Annotated in this window: 16 protein-coding genes and 2 pseudogenes; 11 read left to right on the top strand and 7 right to left on the bottom strand. The window is 46.9% G+C overall.

Features of this window, described 5'->3' with window-relative positions:
• Positions 1 to 192 precede the first annotated feature (192 nt).
• Together IAI47_RS04725 and IAI47_RS04720 are read right to left on the bottom strand one after the other, a co-directional pair.
• Positions 193 to 657 (bottom strand): hypothetical protein, encoded by a 465-nt coding sequence (locus IAI47_RS04725; protein WP_008926736.1) that lies wholly within the window; start codon positions 655 to 657, stop codon positions 193 to 195.
• Complete coding sequence (locus tag IAI47_RS04720) at positions 644 to 1,564, bottom strand: endonuclease/exonuclease/phosphatase family protein (protein ID WP_187961175.1); 921 nt, start codon at positions 1,562 to 1,564, stop codon at positions 644 to 646. Before IAI47_RS04720 ends, IAI47_RS04725 begins: the two co-directional genes overlap by 14 nt.
• 780 nt (positions 1,565 to 2,344) lie before the next feature.
• Here IAI47_RS04720 and IAI47_RS04715 point away from each other — a divergent pair.
• Together IAI47_RS04715 and IAI47_RS04710 are read left to right on the top strand one after the other, a co-directional pair.
• Positions 2,345 to 3,028 (top strand): annotated as a pseudogene (locus tag IAI47_RS04715) (integrase arm-type DNA-binding domain-containing protein); the annotation flags it as partial.
• A gap of 168 nt (positions 3,029 to 3,196) precedes the next feature.
• Positions 3,197 to 3,523, top strand: coding sequence for a hypothetical protein (locus tag IAI47_RS04710; RefSeq protein ID WP_008926739.1), 327 nt, complete (start codon positions 3,197 to 3,199; stop codon positions 3,521 to 3,523).
• Between the two features lie 22 nt (positions 3,524 to 3,545).
• On the opposite strand, the gene IAI47_RS04705 is transcribed toward IAI47_RS04710, so the two are convergent.
• Both IAI47_RS04705 and IAI47_RS21970 read right to left on the bottom strand, forming a co-directional pair.
• The gene (locus tag IAI47_RS04705) at positions 3,546 to 3,818 is read right to left on the bottom strand and encodes a hypothetical protein (protein WP_008926740.1); all 273 of its coding nucleotides are present in this window, start codon (positions 3,816 to 3,818) and stop codon (positions 3,546 to 3,548) included.
• A 381-nt stretch (positions 3,819 to 4,199) separates the two neighbouring features.
• On the bottom strand, positions 4,200 to 4,757 hold the full coding sequence (locus tag IAI47_RS21970; protein ID WP_255527145.1) for a hypothetical protein: 558 nt from the start codon (positions 4,755 to 4,757) through the stop codon (positions 4,200 to 4,202).
• A gap of 327 nt (positions 4,758 to 5,084) precedes the next feature.
• Between IAI47_RS21970 and IAI47_RS21965 the strand changes: the two are divergent.
• Positions 5,085 to 5,514, top strand: a pseudogene (locus IAI47_RS21965) (hypothetical protein); the annotation flags it as partial.
• 412 nt (positions 5,515 to 5,926) lie between these two features.
• Positions 5,927 to 6,391: a hypothetical protein gene (locus IAI47_RS04695; RefSeq protein WP_008926743.1), complete on the top strand. Its 465-nt coding sequence runs from the start codon at positions 5,927 to 5,929 to the stop codon at positions 6,389 to 6,391.
• Positions 6,392 to 7,106: 715 nt separating this feature from the next.
• Here IAI47_RS04695 and IAI47_RS04690 read toward each other — a convergent pair.
• Complete coding sequence (locus tag IAI47_RS04690; RefSeq protein WP_008926745.1) at positions 7,107 to 7,601, bottom strand: hypothetical protein; 495 nt, start codon at positions 7,599 to 7,601, stop codon at positions 7,107 to 7,109.
• A 478-nt stretch (positions 7,602 to 8,079) separates the two neighbouring features.
• Between IAI47_RS04690 and IAI47_RS04685 the strand changes: the two genes are divergently transcribed.
• The 3 genes from IAI47_RS04685 (at position 8,080) to oxlT (ending at position 10,507) form a co-directional block, all read left to right on the top strand.
• Complete coding sequence (locus IAI47_RS04685; protein ID WP_187961282.1) at positions 8,080 to 8,232, top strand: hypothetical protein; 153 nt, start codon at positions 8,080 to 8,082, stop codon at positions 8,230 to 8,232.
• Positions 8,174 to 8,728 carry a contact-dependent growth inhibition system immunity protein gene (locus IAI47_RS04680; protein WP_187961174.1) on the top strand — a complete coding sequence of 185 codons (555 nt, stop codon included), beginning with the start codon at positions 8,174 to 8,176 and terminating at the stop codon, positions 8,726 to 8,728. Before IAI47_RS04685 ends, IAI47_RS04680 begins: the two co-directional genes overlap by 59 nt.
• Positions 8,729 to 9,232: 504 nt before the next feature.
• Complete coding sequence (gene oxlT / locus IAI47_RS04675; RefSeq protein WP_003850320.1) at positions 9,233 to 10,507, top strand: oxalate/formate MFS antiporter; 1,275 nt, start codon at positions 9,233 to 9,235, stop codon at positions 10,505 to 10,507.
• A gap of 174 nt (positions 10,508 to 10,681) precedes the next feature.
• Here the strand turns inward: oxlT and cirA are convergent, their stop codons facing one another.
• Both cirA and IAI47_RS04665 read right to left on the bottom strand, forming a co-directional pair.
• Entirely contained in the window at positions 10,682 to 12,655 is a 1,974-nt protein-coding gene (cirA, locus tag IAI47_RS04670) for a catecholate siderophore receptor CirA (RefSeq protein WP_008926747.1), read from the bottom strand.
• Between the two features lie 50 nt (positions 12,656 to 12,705).
• Positions 12,706 to 13,857: an ABC transporter substrate-binding protein gene (locus tag IAI47_RS04665; protein ID WP_008926748.1), complete on the bottom strand. Its 1,152-nt coding sequence runs from the start codon at positions 13,855 to 13,857 to the stop codon at positions 12,706 to 12,708.
• A gap of 623 nt (positions 13,858 to 14,480) precedes the next feature.
• Between IAI47_RS04665 and IAI47_RS04660 the strand changes: the two genes are divergently transcribed.
• From IAI47_RS04660 to IAI47_RS04645, 4 genes are read left to right on the top strand one after another with little or no spacing between them, the layout of a single operon-like run.
• Positions 14,481 to 15,311 carry a DeoR/GlpR family DNA-binding transcription regulator gene (locus IAI47_RS04660; RefSeq protein WP_008926749.1) on the top strand — a complete coding sequence of 277 codons (831 nt, stop codon included), beginning with the start codon at positions 14,481 to 14,483 and terminating at the stop codon, positions 15,309 to 15,311.
• 12 nt (positions 15,312 to 15,323) lie between these two features.
• Complete coding sequence (locus tag IAI47_RS04655; RefSeq protein ID WP_008926750.1) at positions 15,324 to 16,307, top strand: substrate-binding domain-containing protein; 984 nt, start codon at positions 15,324 to 15,326, stop codon at positions 16,305 to 16,307.
• A gap of 1 nt (position 16,308) precedes the next feature.
• Positions 16,309 to 17,814, top strand: a complete 1,506-nt coding sequence (locus IAI47_RS04650) for a sugar ABC transporter ATP-binding protein (protein WP_003850329.1) — start codon at positions 16,309 to 16,311, stop codon at positions 17,812 to 17,814.
• Complete coding sequence (locus tag IAI47_RS04645; protein ID WP_008926751.1) at positions 17,807 to 18,796, top strand: ABC transporter permease; 990 nt, start codon at positions 17,807 to 17,809, stop codon at positions 18,794 to 18,796. Before IAI47_RS04650 ends, IAI47_RS04645 begins: the two co-directional genes overlap by 8 nt.
• The last annotated feature ends 10 nt before the right edge of the window (positions 18,797 to 18,806 follow it).

The following is an 18,806-nucleotide window of genomic DNA, read 5'->3' as shown; positions in this document are numbered from 1 at the left end:
ACCCCCCAACCGGCTTAGGCCGGTTTTTGCATTTGATGCAATTATTAATGTCAGCCAAGGTTCGCTAAGATCGAATGTACTAAGGTGTATGTTCGCAATCTCGAACAGCTAGTAATCTCTCCGTAGGGTTGCCTAGACCACATTTGCTCTGAAGGCTGTATAACATATGGGCTGATGGATTTAAATAAAAAATCAGTCTTCTTTAGGTAGAACTTTATTAAAACCCTCCAGCGTTTTCAATATTGCCTTTCCTGTTCTAACATGACTTAATAAATTTGCTATTTCATTTTCTAACTCATTTTTGTCAGAACAAAATGACTCTCTGCCATCTATAGTTATTTTGCATGGATAACCACTCTCTGACATATACCAGTCTGCCAGAGGTATAGGATTTTTATTTTCATGATCGCTTATTGTCAGACCTTGATAACTTTCCCTTTCCAAACTAAGCTGACCTAGAGCAGCTCCAATTATATTGTTGGTTTTTGGCTTTATCGCTCTATTTAAGTCCCATATGCCGAAGTGTACTTTAGATTCATAAATTTCACCAAGTTGCTTATCCACTTCATTTATAACATCATAAATTTCTTGTTTGTTTGATGCTGCGGTTTTAGCGGCATCAACACCTGCCAATAAAAATCTTTTAAAGTCGTTCACGATCAATCCTCTCAATCACTGAAATTATTGGTAAATGATCAAATTTTGAGCTTGAGTTGTTTATGTACTGAAGAAATTCAGGATCACTAAAAACAACTGTTTCGCCCTCGTTTAAGTGCCACGTTTTACCTAATATGAAATCAGATGAAAACATCATTTGGTCGAATGTTTTCCACTTACTAAAGTTATCATTTTTATAATAGTAGGTGCCACCATGCACCCCAGAAGCATCTGAATTAGGGTGCATTTTTGAATAAATCATATGCCGCCAAAAAGGATTGTAAAGTAGGCCAGGTCTCCTTTTTACTAAGGCTATGTCTCGGGTCGCGGCTAGATGATAGGTGATACTTTCATTAAAAGGTTCTTCATTAAAATCTCCTAAAACGATCACTTTACTATTTGCCGCTTGTTCGAAGCAATCTGAGACAGCTGTTCTTAATAGCATGCCAAGTTCAGCTTTCTTTGGCGAGTCTTCATAATCGTATAGCCGGCTAGACCAATGAACCAAAAATAACGTTAGCAGCTCTTGAGTTTCATTTATTACAAACTCAACCTTTTGCCCAGCATAAATTCTATTACCCGTTGGGTGTGGCTTACTGATAACAGTCGAGTCAGCCAACTGAAAGACTTCAGATCTAAAAACTATGCATATATCAAACTTCTTCTTGCCTTCGCGATATACACCATCATATACACTAAAGCCACCTCCAACAACTTCGCTTATAAATTCAACATCGAGTTGCGACACTTCACATAAACATATAGCATCAAGTTTTCTTTCATTTAATAATCTTATTATTATAAGCGCTACGTATTGCTTATGTTCTTCGGTAGATTTATTTTCTTTCGAATGTGGCGAAAGACTTGTATTCCACCAACCTATAGCTATTTTGCCAAGACTTTTCATGGGTTTTTTCGGTGGAGTTTATAGGTACACTCATAATAATTCTCATAGTGTCGCTTAGTCAATATGAACAGAGTAGCAACTGTAGCCGAGTGTTGGCCGGCTCCCCAGCGTTATCTCTCGCCAACTTTTGATATTGCCAAGAGCTGCATCAGTCTTCTACAGGAAGCATGTAAATCATGACTTGCTGCCCATTGGCTAAGAAAAACTGCTGTAACAATTTCCGCTTTTGGCACACTGCCGACCATTAACAATAGCAGCGCATAGTAACTTCACATTAAACGTAGTGGCCCAGGTCGCTTTTTGTCATCTTGAATAAGGTGATCACCAAAAGTGCACACTAGTAAGCATCACGCCTCAAACCATTCACTATCTAAATAACTGAAATATAATCATAAAAAAATAAATATGAACAGTGTGAACACTTTTACTTAAAATCATTTTATTTTGGATTTAGTGCCGAGAATTCATTACTCTTGATGAGCCATTCCGGAGTATGAGATCAAATAATTGGTACACGCTTAGGTACACGGAACAAAGCTGAATTAGATAAAACCCCCCTAAAAACAATAGTTTATTGTTTTTATTCAGATTCCGCCAGCCCACCAAAATTCTTGGATGATGGTTACCAGAACCATCATCGAAGTCCTGAAAGCCCGCAAGGTGAAAGCTTTGCGGGTTTTTTTGTGTCCATAGCAGTCCACTGAGAGTGGCTAGAATCCACGCCAAATGACACCCTGTTTTCGCCCCAGCCCCATGGGTCCAAAATCTGAGGGGCCGAACATGCCGAAAATCGTCACTAAACTCAATAATAATCAAATCAAAAACACTAAGCCTGCCGAGAAGGAAGTGAACCTCTTTGATGATGACAGCTTGTTTTTGCGCATATCGCCGATCATGAAAGGTGTCATGAAAACTGGTACTTCAGGTATGCGGCTCCTGTGACTAAGAAACGAACGAAAATGAGTTTGGGTACTTACCCTTACCTTATATTCGCGCAAGATAGCTCTCTCAGAGATCAGTACCTTGCCCTACTCGCACAGCAGATTGATCCGCAAACGCATAAGACCGACAAAGCGAATGCATTAAAAGCGTCCACTGAACACACCTTGTAGGTGGTGGCAAGAAAGTGGCTGGAAGAGAAGAAAAGAACGTCAGTGATTTTAGAAGATCATGTAGCTGATATCTGGCGTAGCCTTGAACGTAACGTCTTCCCTGGATTGAATAATGTTCCGATTAAAGAGATTCGGCCCAAACTCTTGAAGCATCAGCTTGATCCAATCGAACAGCGCGGGGGGTCTTGAAACCTTAAGGCGCATTATTTCGCGACTAAATGAAATTTTTCGTTCAATAGCTACCAAGGAACTGATTGAGTTCAATCCCGTTGATATCTTTGCAGAGCGCCTTCGAAAATCTAAAAAGCAAAATATGCCAGCACTACCTCCCTCAGAATTACCAGGCTTTTTGGCTACATGTAATTTTAAAAGCACATATTTAATGCGGAAATGTTAGCATTAGAGAACTATTGCTAAAAATTAAAAAACCAGAAGCCTTACCAATACCGGTCCGTTTTGTATAGAGCTTGGGTTATGAGTTACAATCAGACTATCGTAAGACAAATAAATAACATTCATTATGAATAAAAAGCAAATCGAAGAAATGCTTTTAAAAGAGGGGTTTACACCAAAAGAAGTCTCTGTGATACGCCAGCATGCTGATAAAAACGGTTATCCTTATCCCTGGCTCCTTTCACAGTTAAAGAAAAGATTCATAGCTGCAATGATATTAATAGCTATCCTTCTCGCAGGACTCATTTATACCATTCGCAGCGGTACACAAGAAAACCTTGTATCTTATTTGATAACACTGTTAGCAGGCTTCACAATTCTGTATATTTTTATCCCGCTGAAGCCCGCATACAAAGCATTTAAATTTTCGCGAAAACACTCTCATATTTTATAAAGTCGATAATGAACATTTTGATTTATTTATTTAATCGAAGAGTCGCACTGCCTCTTCCCCCTACTGCAATACATTCACCACTAGAGACATCTATATAATATTTAACTGGATTAGGCATACTTTCCATCATCCATGGAAGATCTTCAGAAAATTTTAAATCTGAGGTTGAAATAACCCAAACAGATTTGCCATCAAAAGACGCTCTCACAGCCTCATGAAAACGTTCGTCCCAACCATGACCTGTTTCCCTTGCATATTCTTTGGCAATTTCAACAGCTTTATTTTGCGATATCATTGCTGAACTCCATACCAAACATTATACATCAACCCTCCAACCACTACTGGACCCAAAAGAATACCTGCGGTTTCATGCCGCAATAATGTATAGGTAATTTCGTAAGTATTTCCAAGAGGGAACTTGAAGCCTTCAATGATATATTCCCTACTCATCCTCTGGCTCTTAATAAGCCAATAGTTTCAGCAAGTGACTCTTCCAGGTATCGTAATATATATGATTTATTATATGCGCTTTGTCTCATGAAAACCCTAAGTTCTCTAAATAAATAGAACTTAGGCGCAATTGCCATGTGTACCTGTTCATGATAAAGAGTTGAAAGCATCTGCAAATATGCGTCATCTTTCGACATTGCGCCAGGATAGTAGTTGCGTCCTACTTCTACGTCCCCCAGGGTTTTGTGCGTCCCTGAACGACGTCACTATGCTTTGTGATTTTTATCTTAGGAGCATAACGCCAGCCTCCATTGCGAGGCAGGTTCATTTTCCTTCCAATATCGCTGCTGTATCTGGGCATTTTTACTCCCCTGAAAGGAGTCTTAAATGTATCACCAGGCTTCTTCTTCAAAAGAAGTGCGAGGACAGTATTAACGCCTATCAGAGTGATCGCGTCTGCTAAATCCTTAGCAGCAACGTCAAGATCTCCTTCGCTACGAGCTGCGTTAGTCTTCGTGGCAAAATCAAACAACTTCTTAGCCGCTTCAAGCGCTACGCCCCCTACTGCTACCCAGCCTACAACGAGAAGCACTAAATCAGCGATTTCACCAATCCCAAAAAAGTGCGCACCAGCCCAAACCACGATGACCCCCGCCATAGTTGCTAATGCTGATGGGGTGACCATAGCAAGAAGCTGTTGACCTACGTCAGAGGGTAAGAGCACTGCCGCTTTAGAAATGGCTAGCTGTAGCCTTGACTGTATATCGCCAGGGATAACTTCCATTCTCTATCCTCAGTTATATGTTAAGCTGCCTGCAGAATAACTCTTGAATACTGCATTATCCAGTAGTTTTGCTTATCATCTTTGTTTGACCTGATCGAAGAAAAGATATCCACTTATCATTTAGCTTTTAAAAAATTCATTAAAAATGACAGAACTAAAATAGTCATTTAAATTAACAATCCAACCTAACCCTCAATAATAAAAACGTTAAAAACCGAAAAAAATATAATGATAGTTGATATTAAATTTGAGAAAGCAAACAAAAGGCAATCACGATAATTCTATATTACTAACTGAAGGTTGTATCTGATACTGGGAGTAGATCAAAATCTACCCAGTCGCTCCCTGGTACATGAATGGTCTACAGTGGGGCTGGCATGATATTCAAGTTATGCAGGCAATGCAGCAAAAGCGGCAAAGTTCTTGAAATCAGGTGGTTACATAGGAATGGGGTTTGCCTTTGCTGGACCACGAATGACGTACTCAATGCCTGCGTTAAAGGACGTGAGAGCGAATGTAAAAGAACCGCATTCAAAGAGTATGGTAAGTTTGGTGCTTCGACCTTAACGGGTGTGGGAGCTGGCGCAGCCGGTTCTTTCGCAGGTGTAGGTGTATGCGCAGCAATAGGGATCGCCACAGCAGGAACCGGCGCGGTAGTCTGCGCTTCTGTTGGCTCAATAGCTGCGGGCTATGATATGTAGGTGCTAAAGCGAGTGATTCTGTAATGGATACTATCTATGAATACATGGGAATTTGAGAAATGAAATCGGTCCTGATGGTCTTGATTATGCTTCCTTTAGTTTGCTTAGTAGTAAGTGTTATTTTGTATCTGATTAACAGGTCTCGCTACAAGGAATTGATCTCAGACTTCCAACAAAAGCATACACTTCCCCCCCCTTACTTGTTGCACTGCAATATGGGATATATAGGTTCACCTCTAATGGCCTATTTTTTCATGCGATTAAAACAAAACAAAAAAATCTTATTTTTAAACAGGAGCGATAATGCTTATAATTTTGCACATGAAAGTCAAAATATAAAAAAGATAAATACTCTCAAACCGCTTTACTATACTTTTGCATTTGGTTTTTCATGCTGTTTGCTACCTGGACTTATTGTGATTTTTATCCAACTTCATATTATTTAATTTTTCCAGTATGGAGATAGTCATGGAACAAACTCTCTCGGTAAAGCTTATTGAGAAAAGTAAAGCGACTGCTTTTCAGCAGGCCGTTTCTGAAGTATTGATCGATAACAAACCGACGGGTATTACTATAAAAGGACAGGTACTCGAAGCCTCCGTTAAAGTCGACAATGACAGCTATATTCTTTTCACAACGGATGATGTGATCTTTGAAGAGTTTCTTACTGTTACTCTCATCAGCCTGAGTCAGGGTATTGTTGAAAGTTTGCAGGTTGGCAATGAGTATTCGTCAGGCTCTTTCGAGGTGCTGTCTGTCAATCACAAAACCATTGAGTTCAATTTCATTGGCGGGTCAGTCTGGACAATTAAAGTGAACGACACCCCAAAGCCCCGTGTCCCTTTCTTTTCGGATCCGCGTGGCGTAAAACGCTCTTCAGGTCTGAAAGCGTATCTGACGATAGATGCAAAGCCATCGCCCTCACCTGCATAAAAAACCATTTAACAGAAGCAATTGGTATATGTTTATATATACCAATAATTTTATGATTAATAATTTTCATTTAAATTCATAAAGATAAAAAATCCATTCAGATTCCACCAGCAAAAAATTAAAGGGTTACGTTCCAGCGCAACCCTTTTTCTTTTTCTGTTGCGGCAAATCGACGACAGCGAAAGTCATCCGCCACCAATGGTTTGATAATTGTTATGATGCCTGTGCTCTTGCTACTTTTCCCAGTGTGAGTAAGGTGCCTGGTATGCTTCATAACGATCCGAAAACGTTTATATACCACAAACAACCCTTCAGGTTTGCTGTGCTCTACTTCTTTTTAACCTTACATTCCAGTATTCACCACACAGCCAGATCACATAGTGGTTAAAGGATCACCAGCAATTACTCCATAGAGCACATCCTTGAGATATGCTGGTTTTGATAAGAGAAAGTACGCAATAAAAAAGGCCATGATTAGTATCATGGCTTTAGCGTTTAATATCATAACTTACAGATTATGTGACATAATAATCATGCTTCACCTTTTAGCTTATCCATTAGATAAGCGATAAACCAGGCCAGTATGAAAAAACCAAAAAAACCAACAATCTTTAATGGCCAGCCTCCAAATATAAACAACGAGAAAAATGCTGCGAAGGAGCAGATCCCCGTGGAAAAAGCTTCAACCACATTAGTAGTTTGTATACCTATGAACTTACCGAATTTTAGTAGAAATGATTTTGCAGAGTTCATTCTGTATACCTTTACACATTAATGTATGGCTGTTGATGTACATCAGATAGGGTTCAAGTGGCTTCTCAACAAGAAAATAGACCATATCCAAATTCAGTCGGGAAACCTTAGAATAAGTCTTTAGGAATCTGCTTTGCATCCGTCTTGATGCGAGTGAAGCCTCTTCGATTAACCCTTGAATCATGAGAAGGTTCAACGATAGCGACGAACCAACTCTCACAAACCGCTTAAAGGTCTCAGCAATAACAATACGAGTTAAAATTTTTTTAGCTATAAACTGGGCCAGAATAAATTGTGAACCTACCCTTCCCCCTAGCCTGCCAGCACCATAACCCAGCTTACCATCAATAGCTTGCTTACTCTCATTATCGAGCTTTGCATAAAAATCGAAAATCAAAATAGTAACCAGTTGTCGGATTGGTTCATGCCTGTCTTTAGTGGCCTTAACCAACCGCATAAATCGTTCTGTTTCCCTTCGATTCCGGTTCTTAAGATCGCTCCCGGCAAGGCCGCAACCCTGCTACGTTCTTATAACCCCCTGATATATGCCCGAAGGAATCGATGACATACCATCTACAATTCCATAAGCAATTTGCTTTGCGTCCATACTCTTCCTTATAAGCAAATTATGTCCAGGGTTGAGAATATCTAATCTGACGCAGGATTTCCATTGGAACTATATTCCAGCGCCACCACTAATTAGACCCCATGTTAAAAATTGATTTATATGGTTATTTAACGATTATAATTATAAACATGTTATCTAAAAGACGATCCATTTAAATATACATAAACAGAATTATTTTAAGCTATAAAAATAAGTTATGTTTTTCTTTAGCTCCTTTTGGAGATCCTATTACTAAAAATTCCTGAAATTCTTTTCACTCTTTTCAATTGTCGAACTTTGGCAGAAACTCAGCACCGGATGGCTTGTTGTGCGGTTTCGCGGCGTCCAGGTGATTGTCGTGGTGCCGCTGTTCAGCTGCACCTTTGTGACGCGCTGGCCGTTCACCTCCACGCCCGGACGCAGTGACTGGATCACAGGTACGGTCAGCAGAAGAAGCTATATCGAAAGCGCTTTTCGCTAACCGTGACGTAATAAAATCGGTGTTGGGCGGAGCCAGGCTGACTATTCGCAATGCATCTGGCAAAGCGATCGGCTATGGTTTCCGGCGCGGAGGTAGCCAGCTAATAGTCATGAAAAATGTGAGATTTGTTATCGAGTTTCAGCAATATAACGGCAACCCTAATACATTCTCACAGCATTCCCGGATTTATAGGTACAAAATGCAAAAATTCCACTTTCTTGACCAACTGATTTTCGGTTATTTCAATCAGGACGCAGACATCATCAATGATGGCGAGGATACAATCGAAGGCATAGTGCGGCTGTTCAAAAAGTCAGCACCAGACTGGATGCTCAACGATCTTGTCGAAGAAGTTGACGATTTTATCTCAGCCTATGATGGCAATGTCGAAAAGGAATTCAGGAAACGATATGGGTTTGATTTTGCACCTGAACTTTGGGAAACCACGGCTCATGAATTCCTGATGACTGTTCGTCAGATCTCTTCAGAGAAATAAGGCTTTCAGGAGTAGATTTTTCTGGTTGATGATTACCCCATCCATCATCAAACTCCCTAAAGTCCCGAAGTTGAAAACCCTTCGGGTTATTTGTGTTTCTAATTTTTCATACAGTCTGAATCTACCCATTCCATACCCAATCTTTCAGCCACCAGTTAAAGCTCTTTACGACAGCCCCTCTCAGCACATCGCCCCAAAAACCAAAACCCCCAGATGCTTTTATGACCACCAGCGGTTTCCCACGCACCATCTCAGCGCACTAAATCTTTGCACTCCATCACACTAACTCTCTAAGCCATCTTATTACCTGTTGATATTACTGATTATTTTTATTGGCACATTTTCTGCTTAATTCTCTTCTTACACCTATGTACCGGCATATCGGTCTCAGTAATCTGGCATTAGCAGCAGGCAAAGGTTTGGATCTGCGCAATGCCAGAACAGTGTGTAAACAGAGCAGACTGATTTCAGCTGTGTAGCAGAGCGTAATGTGGAGACATAATAATGACCTCGATAAGCGAACCGGTGGTAATAGCGAAACACAGCAAATGGGTGCAGCTTCTGCTTGGACTGATTTGCATGGCAGCTATTTCCAGCCCGCAGTACGTCTGGACGCTGTTAACCAAACCGATGATTGCCAAACTCGGCGTCGGGCTGGCGGAACTGCAGGTCACGTTCTCGCTGCTGATTATTCTGCAGACTTTTTTTTCACCCTTCCAGGGCCGGCTGGTTGAGCGCTTTGGTCCACGTTTGCTGATCTCCATCGGTACGCTGATGGCGGGCTTCAGCTGGGTAATCGCGGCCCGGGTCGATAGCCTGACTGCTCTCTATCTGGTCTATGGCTGCCTGGGCGGACTGGGGACGGGGATTGTGTATATCGGCGTAGTGGGACTGGTGATGAAGTGGTTTCCACAGCAACGCGGTTTTGCCGCCGGAACCGTTGCGGCGGGCTATGGCATGGGCGCAATTTTTACCACCTTCCCGATTTCCATTTCTCTTAATAGCTACGGGCTGGAACAGACGATGACGACATTTGGTCTCATCTTCGCCGCTGTGGGACTTCTCGCCAGCCAGAACCTGAGGCTGCCTGAAAGCAGCGCGATGATGCCGGTCAGCAACACATCGTCACCCGTACGAGGCCAGCGCCAGTTTAAATCCAGAGAAATGCTGCGCCAGCCGCTGTTCTGGCTGATGTTCATGATGATGACCATGATGTCGACCTCAGGACTGATGGTCACTTCGCAGATGGCAATTTTTGCTGAAGACTTTGGCATCAGCAAAGCAGTCGTTTTCGGTATGGCCGCCCTGCCCCTGGCGCTGACCATTGACCGTTTCACCAATGGTTTAACGCGTCCCCTGTTTGGTTTTATTTCCGACCGCTACGGCCGCGAAAATACCATGTTTATTGCCTTCGCACTGGAAGGTGTCGCGATGACGTTGTGGCTCGCCTGCCGTGAAGATCCCGTGCTGTTCGTACTGCTTTCAGGCGTCGTGTTCTTCGGGTGGGGTGAAATATTCTCGCTGTTCCCCTCCACACTCACAGACACTTTTGGCAGTGAAAATGCCTCCACAAACTATGGCTGGCTCTATATGTCTCAGGGAATTGGCTCGATCTTTGGTGGCCCGCTGGCGGCGCTGATGTATCAGCACACCCATAACTGGCACCTGGTCTTTGGCTGCGCAATTACCTTCGACTTTATCACGGCCGGTCTGGCGTTGTGGGTGCTCAAGCCCTGGCGTGCACGCTTTATGCACGCGCAAAATAATCGTGCACATTAATTGTCGGTGAGTGACATCGCTGAATGAGATCAGAACTGAACAGGCATCTTCTGCGTTCTTACAATGCATCGTCAGGACGCATTGATTCTGATGTCAGGCTCTGAGGAAACCCGTAGTAACCACTTAAAGCGCAAAAACAGCCGGGACTGCTGATGTCCCGGCCGGCGCTGACGATCAGAAACTGTAATCAACAGCCGCGAAATATCTGCGGCCATCTTCGTTATAGCTGTAGTCGTCGCGGTTGAGATCTTTATCGGTCAGGTTCAGAACGCCAGCACGGATTTTCACCGCTTTGTTCACCTGATATGACCCGCCGGTATTCCAGGTGGTATATCCGCCTGGTGTTGCATTGCCATCGGTCACCGTGCGGCTCTTGCCTTTGTAATTCGCGGAAAGATAGAAGCTCCAGTCCTCCAGCGGTTTCCAGTCAAGCGTCGCATTTGTCGTGTGGAACGGCAGTTCAGACAGCGGTTTGTTGCCGCCGTTACTCAGATCGCGGGCGTCATTGTAGGTGTAATTCAGCCGGAGATTCAGCTTGTCGGCGACCGGCAGACCGAGCTCCGTTTCCAGCCCGCGGATCCGTGCTTTATTCACGTTGTAATAGCGGAAAATCGGATTGCCGCTGGCATCAAATCCGGCAAAGTTTGGATAGGATGGCGCCAGACTGCGGTTGGCGGTGCGGATAACCGTAATCATGTCGTCAATGTCGTTCTGAAACACCGTCGCGCTGGCGGTAACATCTTCAAGCCACCCTCTCTGACCGGCGTAATAGAGTCCGAACTCCATGCTTTCGCTGGTTTCTGCTTTCAGATCCTTATTGCCCACCACATTGCAGCTCCCGCGGCATGAACCACTGAGCCAGTCCGGGCTCAGCTGAAGCAGAGAAGGCGCTTTGAAAGCGGATGCCCAGCCGCCTTTCAACGTGACCGTATCGGTGGCGTTGTAGACCAGATAGGCACGCGGGCTCCAGTTGACGCCGTAGTTCTCGTGGTCATCCATGCGTACGCCGCCAGTCAGCGTCAGGTTTTCGAAGATGTGCCATTCATCTTCCAGGAACAGCGCATACTGATTAGCCTGCACGCTGCCGCCATTTTTCATGTTTACCGCATCTTCCAGCTTATCGTTGCGGTATTCACCGCCGAACGTCAGGAATTGAGTGTAATCACCCAGCGGGATCACGACTTTGCCGTCGAGAGAATTGTTTTTCGAGGTAATGGTTTTGGCGTTTTTATTTTCGATTTTTTCACCGTAAAAACGCAGTTCGGTATTCGCCACTCCCCAGCGGCCAGCGTGGCCGAGCGAGTAGTTTTCGCGCTCGATACGGTTTTTATCCAGGGTGTCGGAATCCCGATCCTGACGATCCATCCCGTAACCGAACGTGATGTCCTGATCTTTATCCGGCGTCAGTGAGAATTCCACATTAGCATTACGCGATGTGTAACCTTCAATGCGCGGCTGACCAGTGCTGCCACTGGCGGAACTGGCCTGATCTTTATTGCGTTTACCCAGCGCACCATAAACTTTCACGCCCAGTAAATCGTCAACCAGCGGGCCGCTGGCAAAGAAATTGCCGTTGCCGCTGTCACCGCGATCGCGATGTTCCTGAACGGTGGTGTCTGCGCTCAGCGTGCCATGCCACTGGGTGCCGACTTTACGGGTGATGATGTTGACCACACCGCCCAGCGCATCGGACCCATATAAAGAGGACATTGGCCCGCGCACCACTTCAATACGTTCGATCGATTCTGCCGGGATCCAGCTCAGATCAAAATCGTTATGGCGGAAGACGGCGTTGCGGGAATTCACGCGTTTGCCGTCGACCAGGATCAGCGTGTAGCTGCTGCCCAGTCCGCGAATGCTGACACCCTGTCGGTTATCGCTTTCATTGGTGAGCTGTACGCCGGGAACGTCTTTCAGCACCTCTTTGAGGTTTTGTACCGGTTTTCTCTGCAGATCTTCGCGAGTGATTACGCTGATACTGGCGGGGGCATCTTTGAGATTTTGTTCGACAGAGGAGGCTGTAACCACCATCTGATCTTCATTTTCTTTTACCTCGCTGGCCTCTTCCGCCATCACCGGCATCGTGGCAGTAATCAGTTGTGCAAACAGCCCCGCTTTAACGGCAGGTGTAAAGTTAGTCTTAACCATTTCTTCTCTCCGAGAGGTAAAACGCCCCGGCAGCCGGGGCAAAGTTCCTTTTACTCTGTCCAGTAAGTGCCGGTCGGTTCGACAGCGAGGAACTGTTTATAAAGTTGTTTTTGTGTTTTCTGCGGATCGAGCCCGGCAAACTTTTGCGGATAAAATGCTTTGGCAAAGTACTGAACGGCCAGCACGTTATAGGGAGAGTTGTAATAGTTATGCCAGATGCCAAAACTGCGCCCCTCTTGCACGGCTTTCAGCGTGCTGATGCCTTTACGCGCCAGCAGCGGCTTCAGGCTGGCGCTTGCCTGTTCTGGTGTGGTCTGCGCGCCCAGCACTAAACTGACCGGCTGCGGATCACCCGCTTTCGGTGGTCTGGCACCGCCACTGACCAGATAGACATCCGGCTGCGCGGCAATGACTTTTTCCAGATTCACCTGACCGAGCGCGCCCGGCAGCAGAGGTTTGGCGATATTCACGCCACCCGCCAGATCGATAAAATCACCCATGTTGCCGTTACCGGCTGAGCGGCAACATTCATCTGCTGTGGAGGCCCGCAGTTCGATAAAGACTTTCGGTTTATCCTGCATCGGGATATCGCGGGTGACATCGGTGACGCGTTTAATATTCTCCTGATAGAAGCGGATGTACTCCTGCGCCTGTTTCTCGCGGTTCAGTACTTTCCCCAGCAGTTCCATACTCGGCAGAGTGTTTTTGAGCGGAGAAGTGCGGAAGTCCACAAACACCACGGGCACACCGGCGTTTTGCAGCTGTTTCACCAGCTCACTACCTTTGCCGGGACCGTGCCCCGACAGACCGAAAATCGCCAGCTGCGGATTCAGTGTCAGCACTTTTTCAGGGCTGATGGTGTCGGCACTGGTCGTGCCGATCAACGGAATGTTGTCGATTTGCGGGAACTTCGCCCGATAGGTGGCGTAGGTTTGCGGGTCAAGTTTACGGAAATCGCCCTGCCAGCCGACGATTCGGTCAAACGGTTTCTGGCCCTCAAGCAGCGAAAGAGCGAAGAACAAGCGGCCTTCTCCGAGTACCACACGCTGAACATCATCCGGCACGGTAACCGTGCGTCCCGCAACGTCTGTGACGGTGACCGCCTGTGCCGTTACACTAAGCAAACCGAACGTGAGGCCTGCGAATCCGGCAGCTACCTGCTTGCCAGAAAGCACTTTTACTAATTTCTGAGGATAATTCATCTTCTTCCGATTCCTTTGCGTTTCCCTGAAGAAGAACGAACAATAATGTAAACGATAACTATTATCAATTACATTTACATTTGTACGCAGCCCGGTGATTGAGCGCACTAAAGCGCCCATAAACAGCGGTCAGAGAGTCACAAAACTGAAAGATGAAAAGCGTGAACGAGGCTGCGCATTCCATTACGGCAGTCTCGTGATCATAAAAGCAGAAACCGCTCAGCGGAAGAACCATTGCCGGAACAGCTTGATTTTCGTCTGAATCACCAGGACTGAGTCTGTTATTTTTTCTCTTTCCATCACCCTCAGGTGACTTAACAGGAACGCTGAGAAAGTCAGGTGTGGATTTAAACGGTCAAACCCACACAAACGGTCATAAACAGTCACGCCATAGCAACAATGTCTATATAGTTTATTAACCCTTTTGGTGATTGCTACCTGCCGTATAAGGCTAATTATGTGAGCAAAATCACTAAATAATGTAATGAGCCGCAATATTTTTCATGAAATATTTCGACTTCATCACCTTATAAACGCCAGCGAAATTTACCCACGTGGACTCCTGCCCAGTCCACATTTTCCCGTGTCTGCTTCCAGTACTTTATATCCATCGGAGGATAAGTATGTTGCCGATTGAAAGACAGCAAAGAATTATTAATGAGATTAATATAAATGGCCGGGTAATTGTCTCAGAACTGGTCACTCTGTGTCAGGTTTCACAGGAAACTATTCGGCGTGATTTAAGCCAGCTTGAAAAGCGCGGTTTATTACAACGCAGCCATGGCGGCGCCGTTCTGATAAAAAAACAGAACACTGGCACACAAGGAAATAGCAGAATCGCTAACCAAAGTGAATTAACTTTTCGGCAGCGAATTAATGAGCACGTTGATGAAAAAATGATTATTGCCAAACGCGCGCTCGACTTTATCAGCCCCGGCGACTGTATTTTACTGGATAGCAGTACCACCTGCTGGTATCTGGCGCGACAGTTGCCAGACATTGAATTAACGGTATTAACCAATTCGCTGCGCATCGTACAGACGCTTGCCGCTCGCGGCAGTATTCGCACTATCTGTCTGGGCGGGGAATATTCCGATCGTGATGAGGCTTTTCATGGGGTGGTGGCTGAGCAACCACTGCGGGAATTTCAGATTAATAAAATATTTTTTTCCTGTAGCAGTCTGGGTAACGACGGATATTTACGCGAAGGCAATGAGAATAATGCGCACCTGAAACAACAGATGCTGCTGGCCGCCGAAAAAAAACATCTTTTAATGGATGGCAGTAAATTTCTGCGGCCCTCGTTTGCCCGGATATGTCATTACCGCGATGTCGATTTTCTTATTACTGACCAATTAAAAGATAAAGAGCTTGAACAGGAACTGGCGTGGAATGGCGTTAATGTCATCGTCTGTTCACAGCGTTATCAATCCATGCAGCTAATTAAAAATTAACCCGGAGTCTGTATGAAAAAACATCTTATCGCCTGCTCTTTACTTGCTCTGTTTGCCGCCACGGGCGCGCAAGCTGCTGATAAATTGCGTATGGGTATTGTGGTCAAAATTGGCGGTATTCCCTGGTTCAATGCCATGGAAACCGGCATTAAAAGTGAAGCAGCGAAGCGCGGTATTGATGCGTGGATGGTCGGCCCTACTGCCGCTGACCCGGCACTTCAGGTGCGTGCCATTGAAGATTTGATTGCGCAGAAAGTCGATATCATCGGCGTGGTCCCCAACGATCCAAAAGTGCTGGAGCCGGTGCTGAAACGGGCACGCGATGCCGGTATCGAAGTCATTACCCATGAGTCTCCCGGTCAGCAGGGCGCCAACTGGGATTTTGAACTGGTCGATGCGACAACCCATGGCATCAATCATATGAAAGCACTGGCGAAGTGCATGCACGATGAAGGCAAATACGCCATGTATGTGGGCAGCCTGACGGTGCCGCTGCATCAGCAGTGGACTGACGCCGCACTCGCTTATCAGAAAGAGCACTACCCCAAAATGCAGCTGGTCACCGACAAATTTGGCGTTGGTGAATCACTGGATGACTCCATCCGTACCACGAATGAGCTGATGTCTAAATATCCGGATCTGAAAGGCATCCTGGCGTTTGGTTCGCAGGGGCCAATCGGTGCCGGACGTGCGGTCATGAACCGTAAAAAAATCGATCAGGTTTGTGTCCTTGGCTCTTTCAGTCCGGGACAGGGTGCCTCCCTGGTTCAGCGTAACGCCATCAAAGGCGGCTACATCTGGAATCCTGAGACCGCGGGCGAAGTCTTTGTGCGTATTGCCGACATGATGCAGAAGAAAGAGCCGATTACTGACGGCATGACGATTGAGGGGCTGGGCAAGGTAAAAGTGGATGAAAAGACCCACACCATTCTCGGTAACAACACAGAGAGTCTGGATAAAGAAAACCTGCCAAAACTGGTAAAAATGGGGCTTTGATATGCAAGAGGTCACTCCACAGACACTGATTGCGCTCGATAACCTGTCGAAAACATTTGGTGGTAACCGCGCGCTGAGCGATATCTCCCTGACCTTACTGGCAGGCGAAGTGCACTGTCTCGCTGGCACCAACGGCTGTGGCAAGAGCACTCTGATCAAAGTGATTTCCGGGGTGCACGCCCCGGACAGCGGCAGCCGCATCACCCTGGGCGACGGCGCGCCACTGCCGCGCCTTACTACCCGGCAGGCGCGCGACTTCGGTATCCAGGTGATTTATCAGGATCTGTCGCTGTTTCCCAACCTGAGCGTGGCAGAGAACATCGCCTTTGAGCATAACCTCAACGGCCTGCTGCGCTGGCACCACCGCGCGCGGCTGCAGGAAAGCGCGCGCAGCATTATTAATGAGTTGAAGTTCGACCTGAATCTGGATGAAAAGGTCGCAGCGCTCTCCATCGCGCAGCGTCAACAGGTGGCGATCTGCCGTGCCCTGGTCGCCGATGCGCGGCTGGTGATCATGGATGAACCCACCGCCTCCCTGACCCGCACCGAAGTAAATCAGCTGCTGCGAACCGTACGCTATCTGAAAGACAAAAATATCTGCGTGGTGTTTGTCAGCCACCGGCTTGATGAAGTGCTGGAGATTTCTGACCGCGTTACGGTAATCCGTGACGGGCGCAAAATGGGCTGCTGGCCCGCGCGGGAGATGACACCGCACCACCTGACAGAGCTGATGACCGGTCTGAAACTCGACTATCAGCTGAAAGCGCCGACACGCAACGACAATCGCGCCATTCTGGAGATAGAGGATTTAACCCGCGCCGGCCAGTATCACAACGTCAATTTTAAATTGTATGAAGGCGAGGTGCTTGGGCTGTGCGGCCTGCTCGGCTCCGGACGCACTGAACTGGCACTCTCACTATTCGGCATGACACGTCCCGACAGCGGTAAAATCTGGCTCGACAGTAAGCCGGTACGCTTTCGCGGCCATGAAGATGCAATCAAAGCGGGTATCGGCTATGTGTCGGAAGATCGCCTGACGCTGGGCCTGGTGCAGCAGCAGTCTGTGGCAGACAACATGGTGCTGCCGATCCTCGACAAACTCCAGAACCGGTTTCACCTGATTGATGAATACCGCAAGAACAAGCTGATCCTGCAGTGGATCCAGCAGCTTGGCGTGCGCGTGGCCGATCCGAACCTCGCCATTTCTACCCTCTCCGGCGGCAATCAGCAGAAAATTGTGCTGGCGAAATGGGTGCTGACCCAGCCGCGAATTCTGATCCTCGACTCGCCTACCGTTGGGGTAGATGTGGGTGCCAAGGCCAGTATTTACCAGTTGATCCATGAGCTGGCGAAAGAGGGCCTGTCGATCATTCTGATCTCCGATGAAGTGCCAGAGGTCTGGTACAACTGCGACCGCATCCTGCATTTCCGCGATGGCACGATCCATGCCGAATACCAACCTGATAGCGTCGAGCAGCAGCAGCTGGCGGAGGTGATCAATGCCTGACTTTTCCCGTTTTCGTCCGCACTCCAGTCAGGGCTGGCTCGCCTGGGTACTGCTGGCATTCATTCTGTTTTTCTCGGTTGCCAGCGATCAGTTTCTCACCATGCAGAATCTGCTGGATCTGGCAGAGAGCTATGCCGTCACCGGCATCTTTGCACTGGGTCTGTTTGTGGTGCTGGTCACCGGCGGTATCGACATCTCCTTTGCGGCTGTCGCCTCCGTGGTGCAGTACCTGCTTGCGTCACTCTTTGTGCAGTTCCAGTTCGATAATGCGCTGCTCAGCATTGTGCTGGCGGTGATGTGCGGCACGCTGTTCGGCGTAATCAATGCGCTCCTGATTACCACGCTGCGGGTGGTCTCCATCATCATCACCATCAGCATGCAATCGCTGCTGTTCGGACTGCTGATGTGGGTAACCGGTGGCCGCAGCCTCTATTCGCTGCCGGAGTGGTGGATCACGCTGCGCAACGTGCTGCCGTTCAGCTGGCAGGGAGAGAGCTTTCAGGTGGGCCTGCCCCTGGTCACGATGCTGCTGATTGCTGCAGTAACGGCCCTGCTGCTGAACAAAACCAATCTGGGCCGTCAGCTTTACGCCGTCGGAGGGGATGCGGAGTCAGCCCGTCGTATTGGTATTCGCGTTGGACTGATCCACGTTTTCGCCTATGGCTGGCTGGGCGCGATGGCGGCGATTGGCGGGCTGGTACAGGTCTATCGCATGGGCGAAGTGGTGCCGAATGCGCTGGTTGGCGGTGAGCTTGATGTCCTGGCGGCGACAGTGCTGGGCGGCGCCAGCCTGATGGGCGGCAAAGGCACAGTTAGCGGCACACTGATGGGGGTTTTCCTGATCGCCATTCTGAAGAACGGCCTCAATCTGGTGGGAGTATCGAACTACTTCATGAATATCGTGGTTGGCGGCGTCATCATGATTGCGATCGCCGTGACCCATTACAAAAAACGCAAAGAAACTGACGTCAGTTTCGTGTGACAGAGGGCAC

This window comes from Pantoea sp. MT58, assembly GCF_014495885.1.
Lineage (GTDB): Bacteria > Pseudomonadota > Gammaproteobacteria > Enterobacterales > Enterobacteriaceae > Pantoea > Pantoea eucalypti.
The sequence above is the reverse complement of the archived record's forward strand: the minus strand, read 5'-3'. Positions and strand labels throughout refer to the sequence as shown.

Bases quoted from the DNA above. Each gene is read 5' to 3' on its own strand.
- IAI47_RS04695 (WP_008926743.1), top strand. From the start codon at position 5,927: ATGGAACAAACTCTCTCGGTAAAGCTTATTGAGAAAAGTAAAGCGACT.
- oxlT (WP_003850320.1), top strand. From the start codon at position 9,233: ATGACCTCGATAAGCGAACCGGTGGTAATAGCGAAACACAGCAAATGG.
- IAI47_RS04720 (WP_187961175.1), bottom strand. From the start codon at position 1,564: ATGAAAAGTCTTGGCAAAATAGCTATAGGTTGGTGGAATACAAGTCTT.
- IAI47_RS04710 (WP_008926739.1), top strand. From the start codon at position 3,197: ATGAATAAAAAGCAAATCGAAGAAATGCTTTTAAAAGAGGGGTTTACA.
- IAI47_RS04660 (WP_008926749.1), top strand. From the start codon at position 14,481: ATGTTGCCGATTGAAAGACAGCAAAGAATTATTAATGAGATTAATATA.
- cirA (WP_008926747.1), bottom strand. From the start codon at position 12,655: ATGGTTAAGACTAACTTTACACCTGCCGTTAAAGCGGGGCTGTTTGCA.
- IAI47_RS04665 (WP_008926748.1), bottom strand. From the start codon at position 13,857: ATGAATTATCCTCAGAAATTAGTAAAAGTGCTTTCTGGCAAGCAGGTA.
- IAI47_RS04655 (WP_008926750.1), top strand. From the start codon at position 15,324: ATGAAAAAACATCTTATCGCCTGCTCTTTACTTGCTCTGTTTGCCGCC.
- IAI47_RS04690 (WP_008926745.1), bottom strand. From the start codon at position 7,601: ATGCGGTTGGTTAAGGCCACTAAAGACAGGCATGAACCAATCCGACAA.
- IAI47_RS21970 (WP_255527145.1), bottom strand. From the start codon at position 4,757: ATGGAAGTTATCCCTGGCGATATACAGTCAAGGCTACAGCTAGCCATT.
- IAI47_RS04705 (WP_008926740.1), bottom strand. From the start codon at position 3,818: ATGATATCGCAAAATAAAGCTGTTGAAATTGCCAAAGAATATGCAAGG.
- IAI47_RS04650 (WP_003850329.1), top strand. From the start codon at position 16,309: ATGCAAGAGGTCACTCCACAGACACTGATTGCGCTCGATAACCTGTCG.
- IAI47_RS04645 (WP_008926751.1), top strand. From the start codon at position 17,807: ATGCCTGACTTTTCCCGTTTTCGTCCGCACTCCAGTCAGGGCTGGCTC.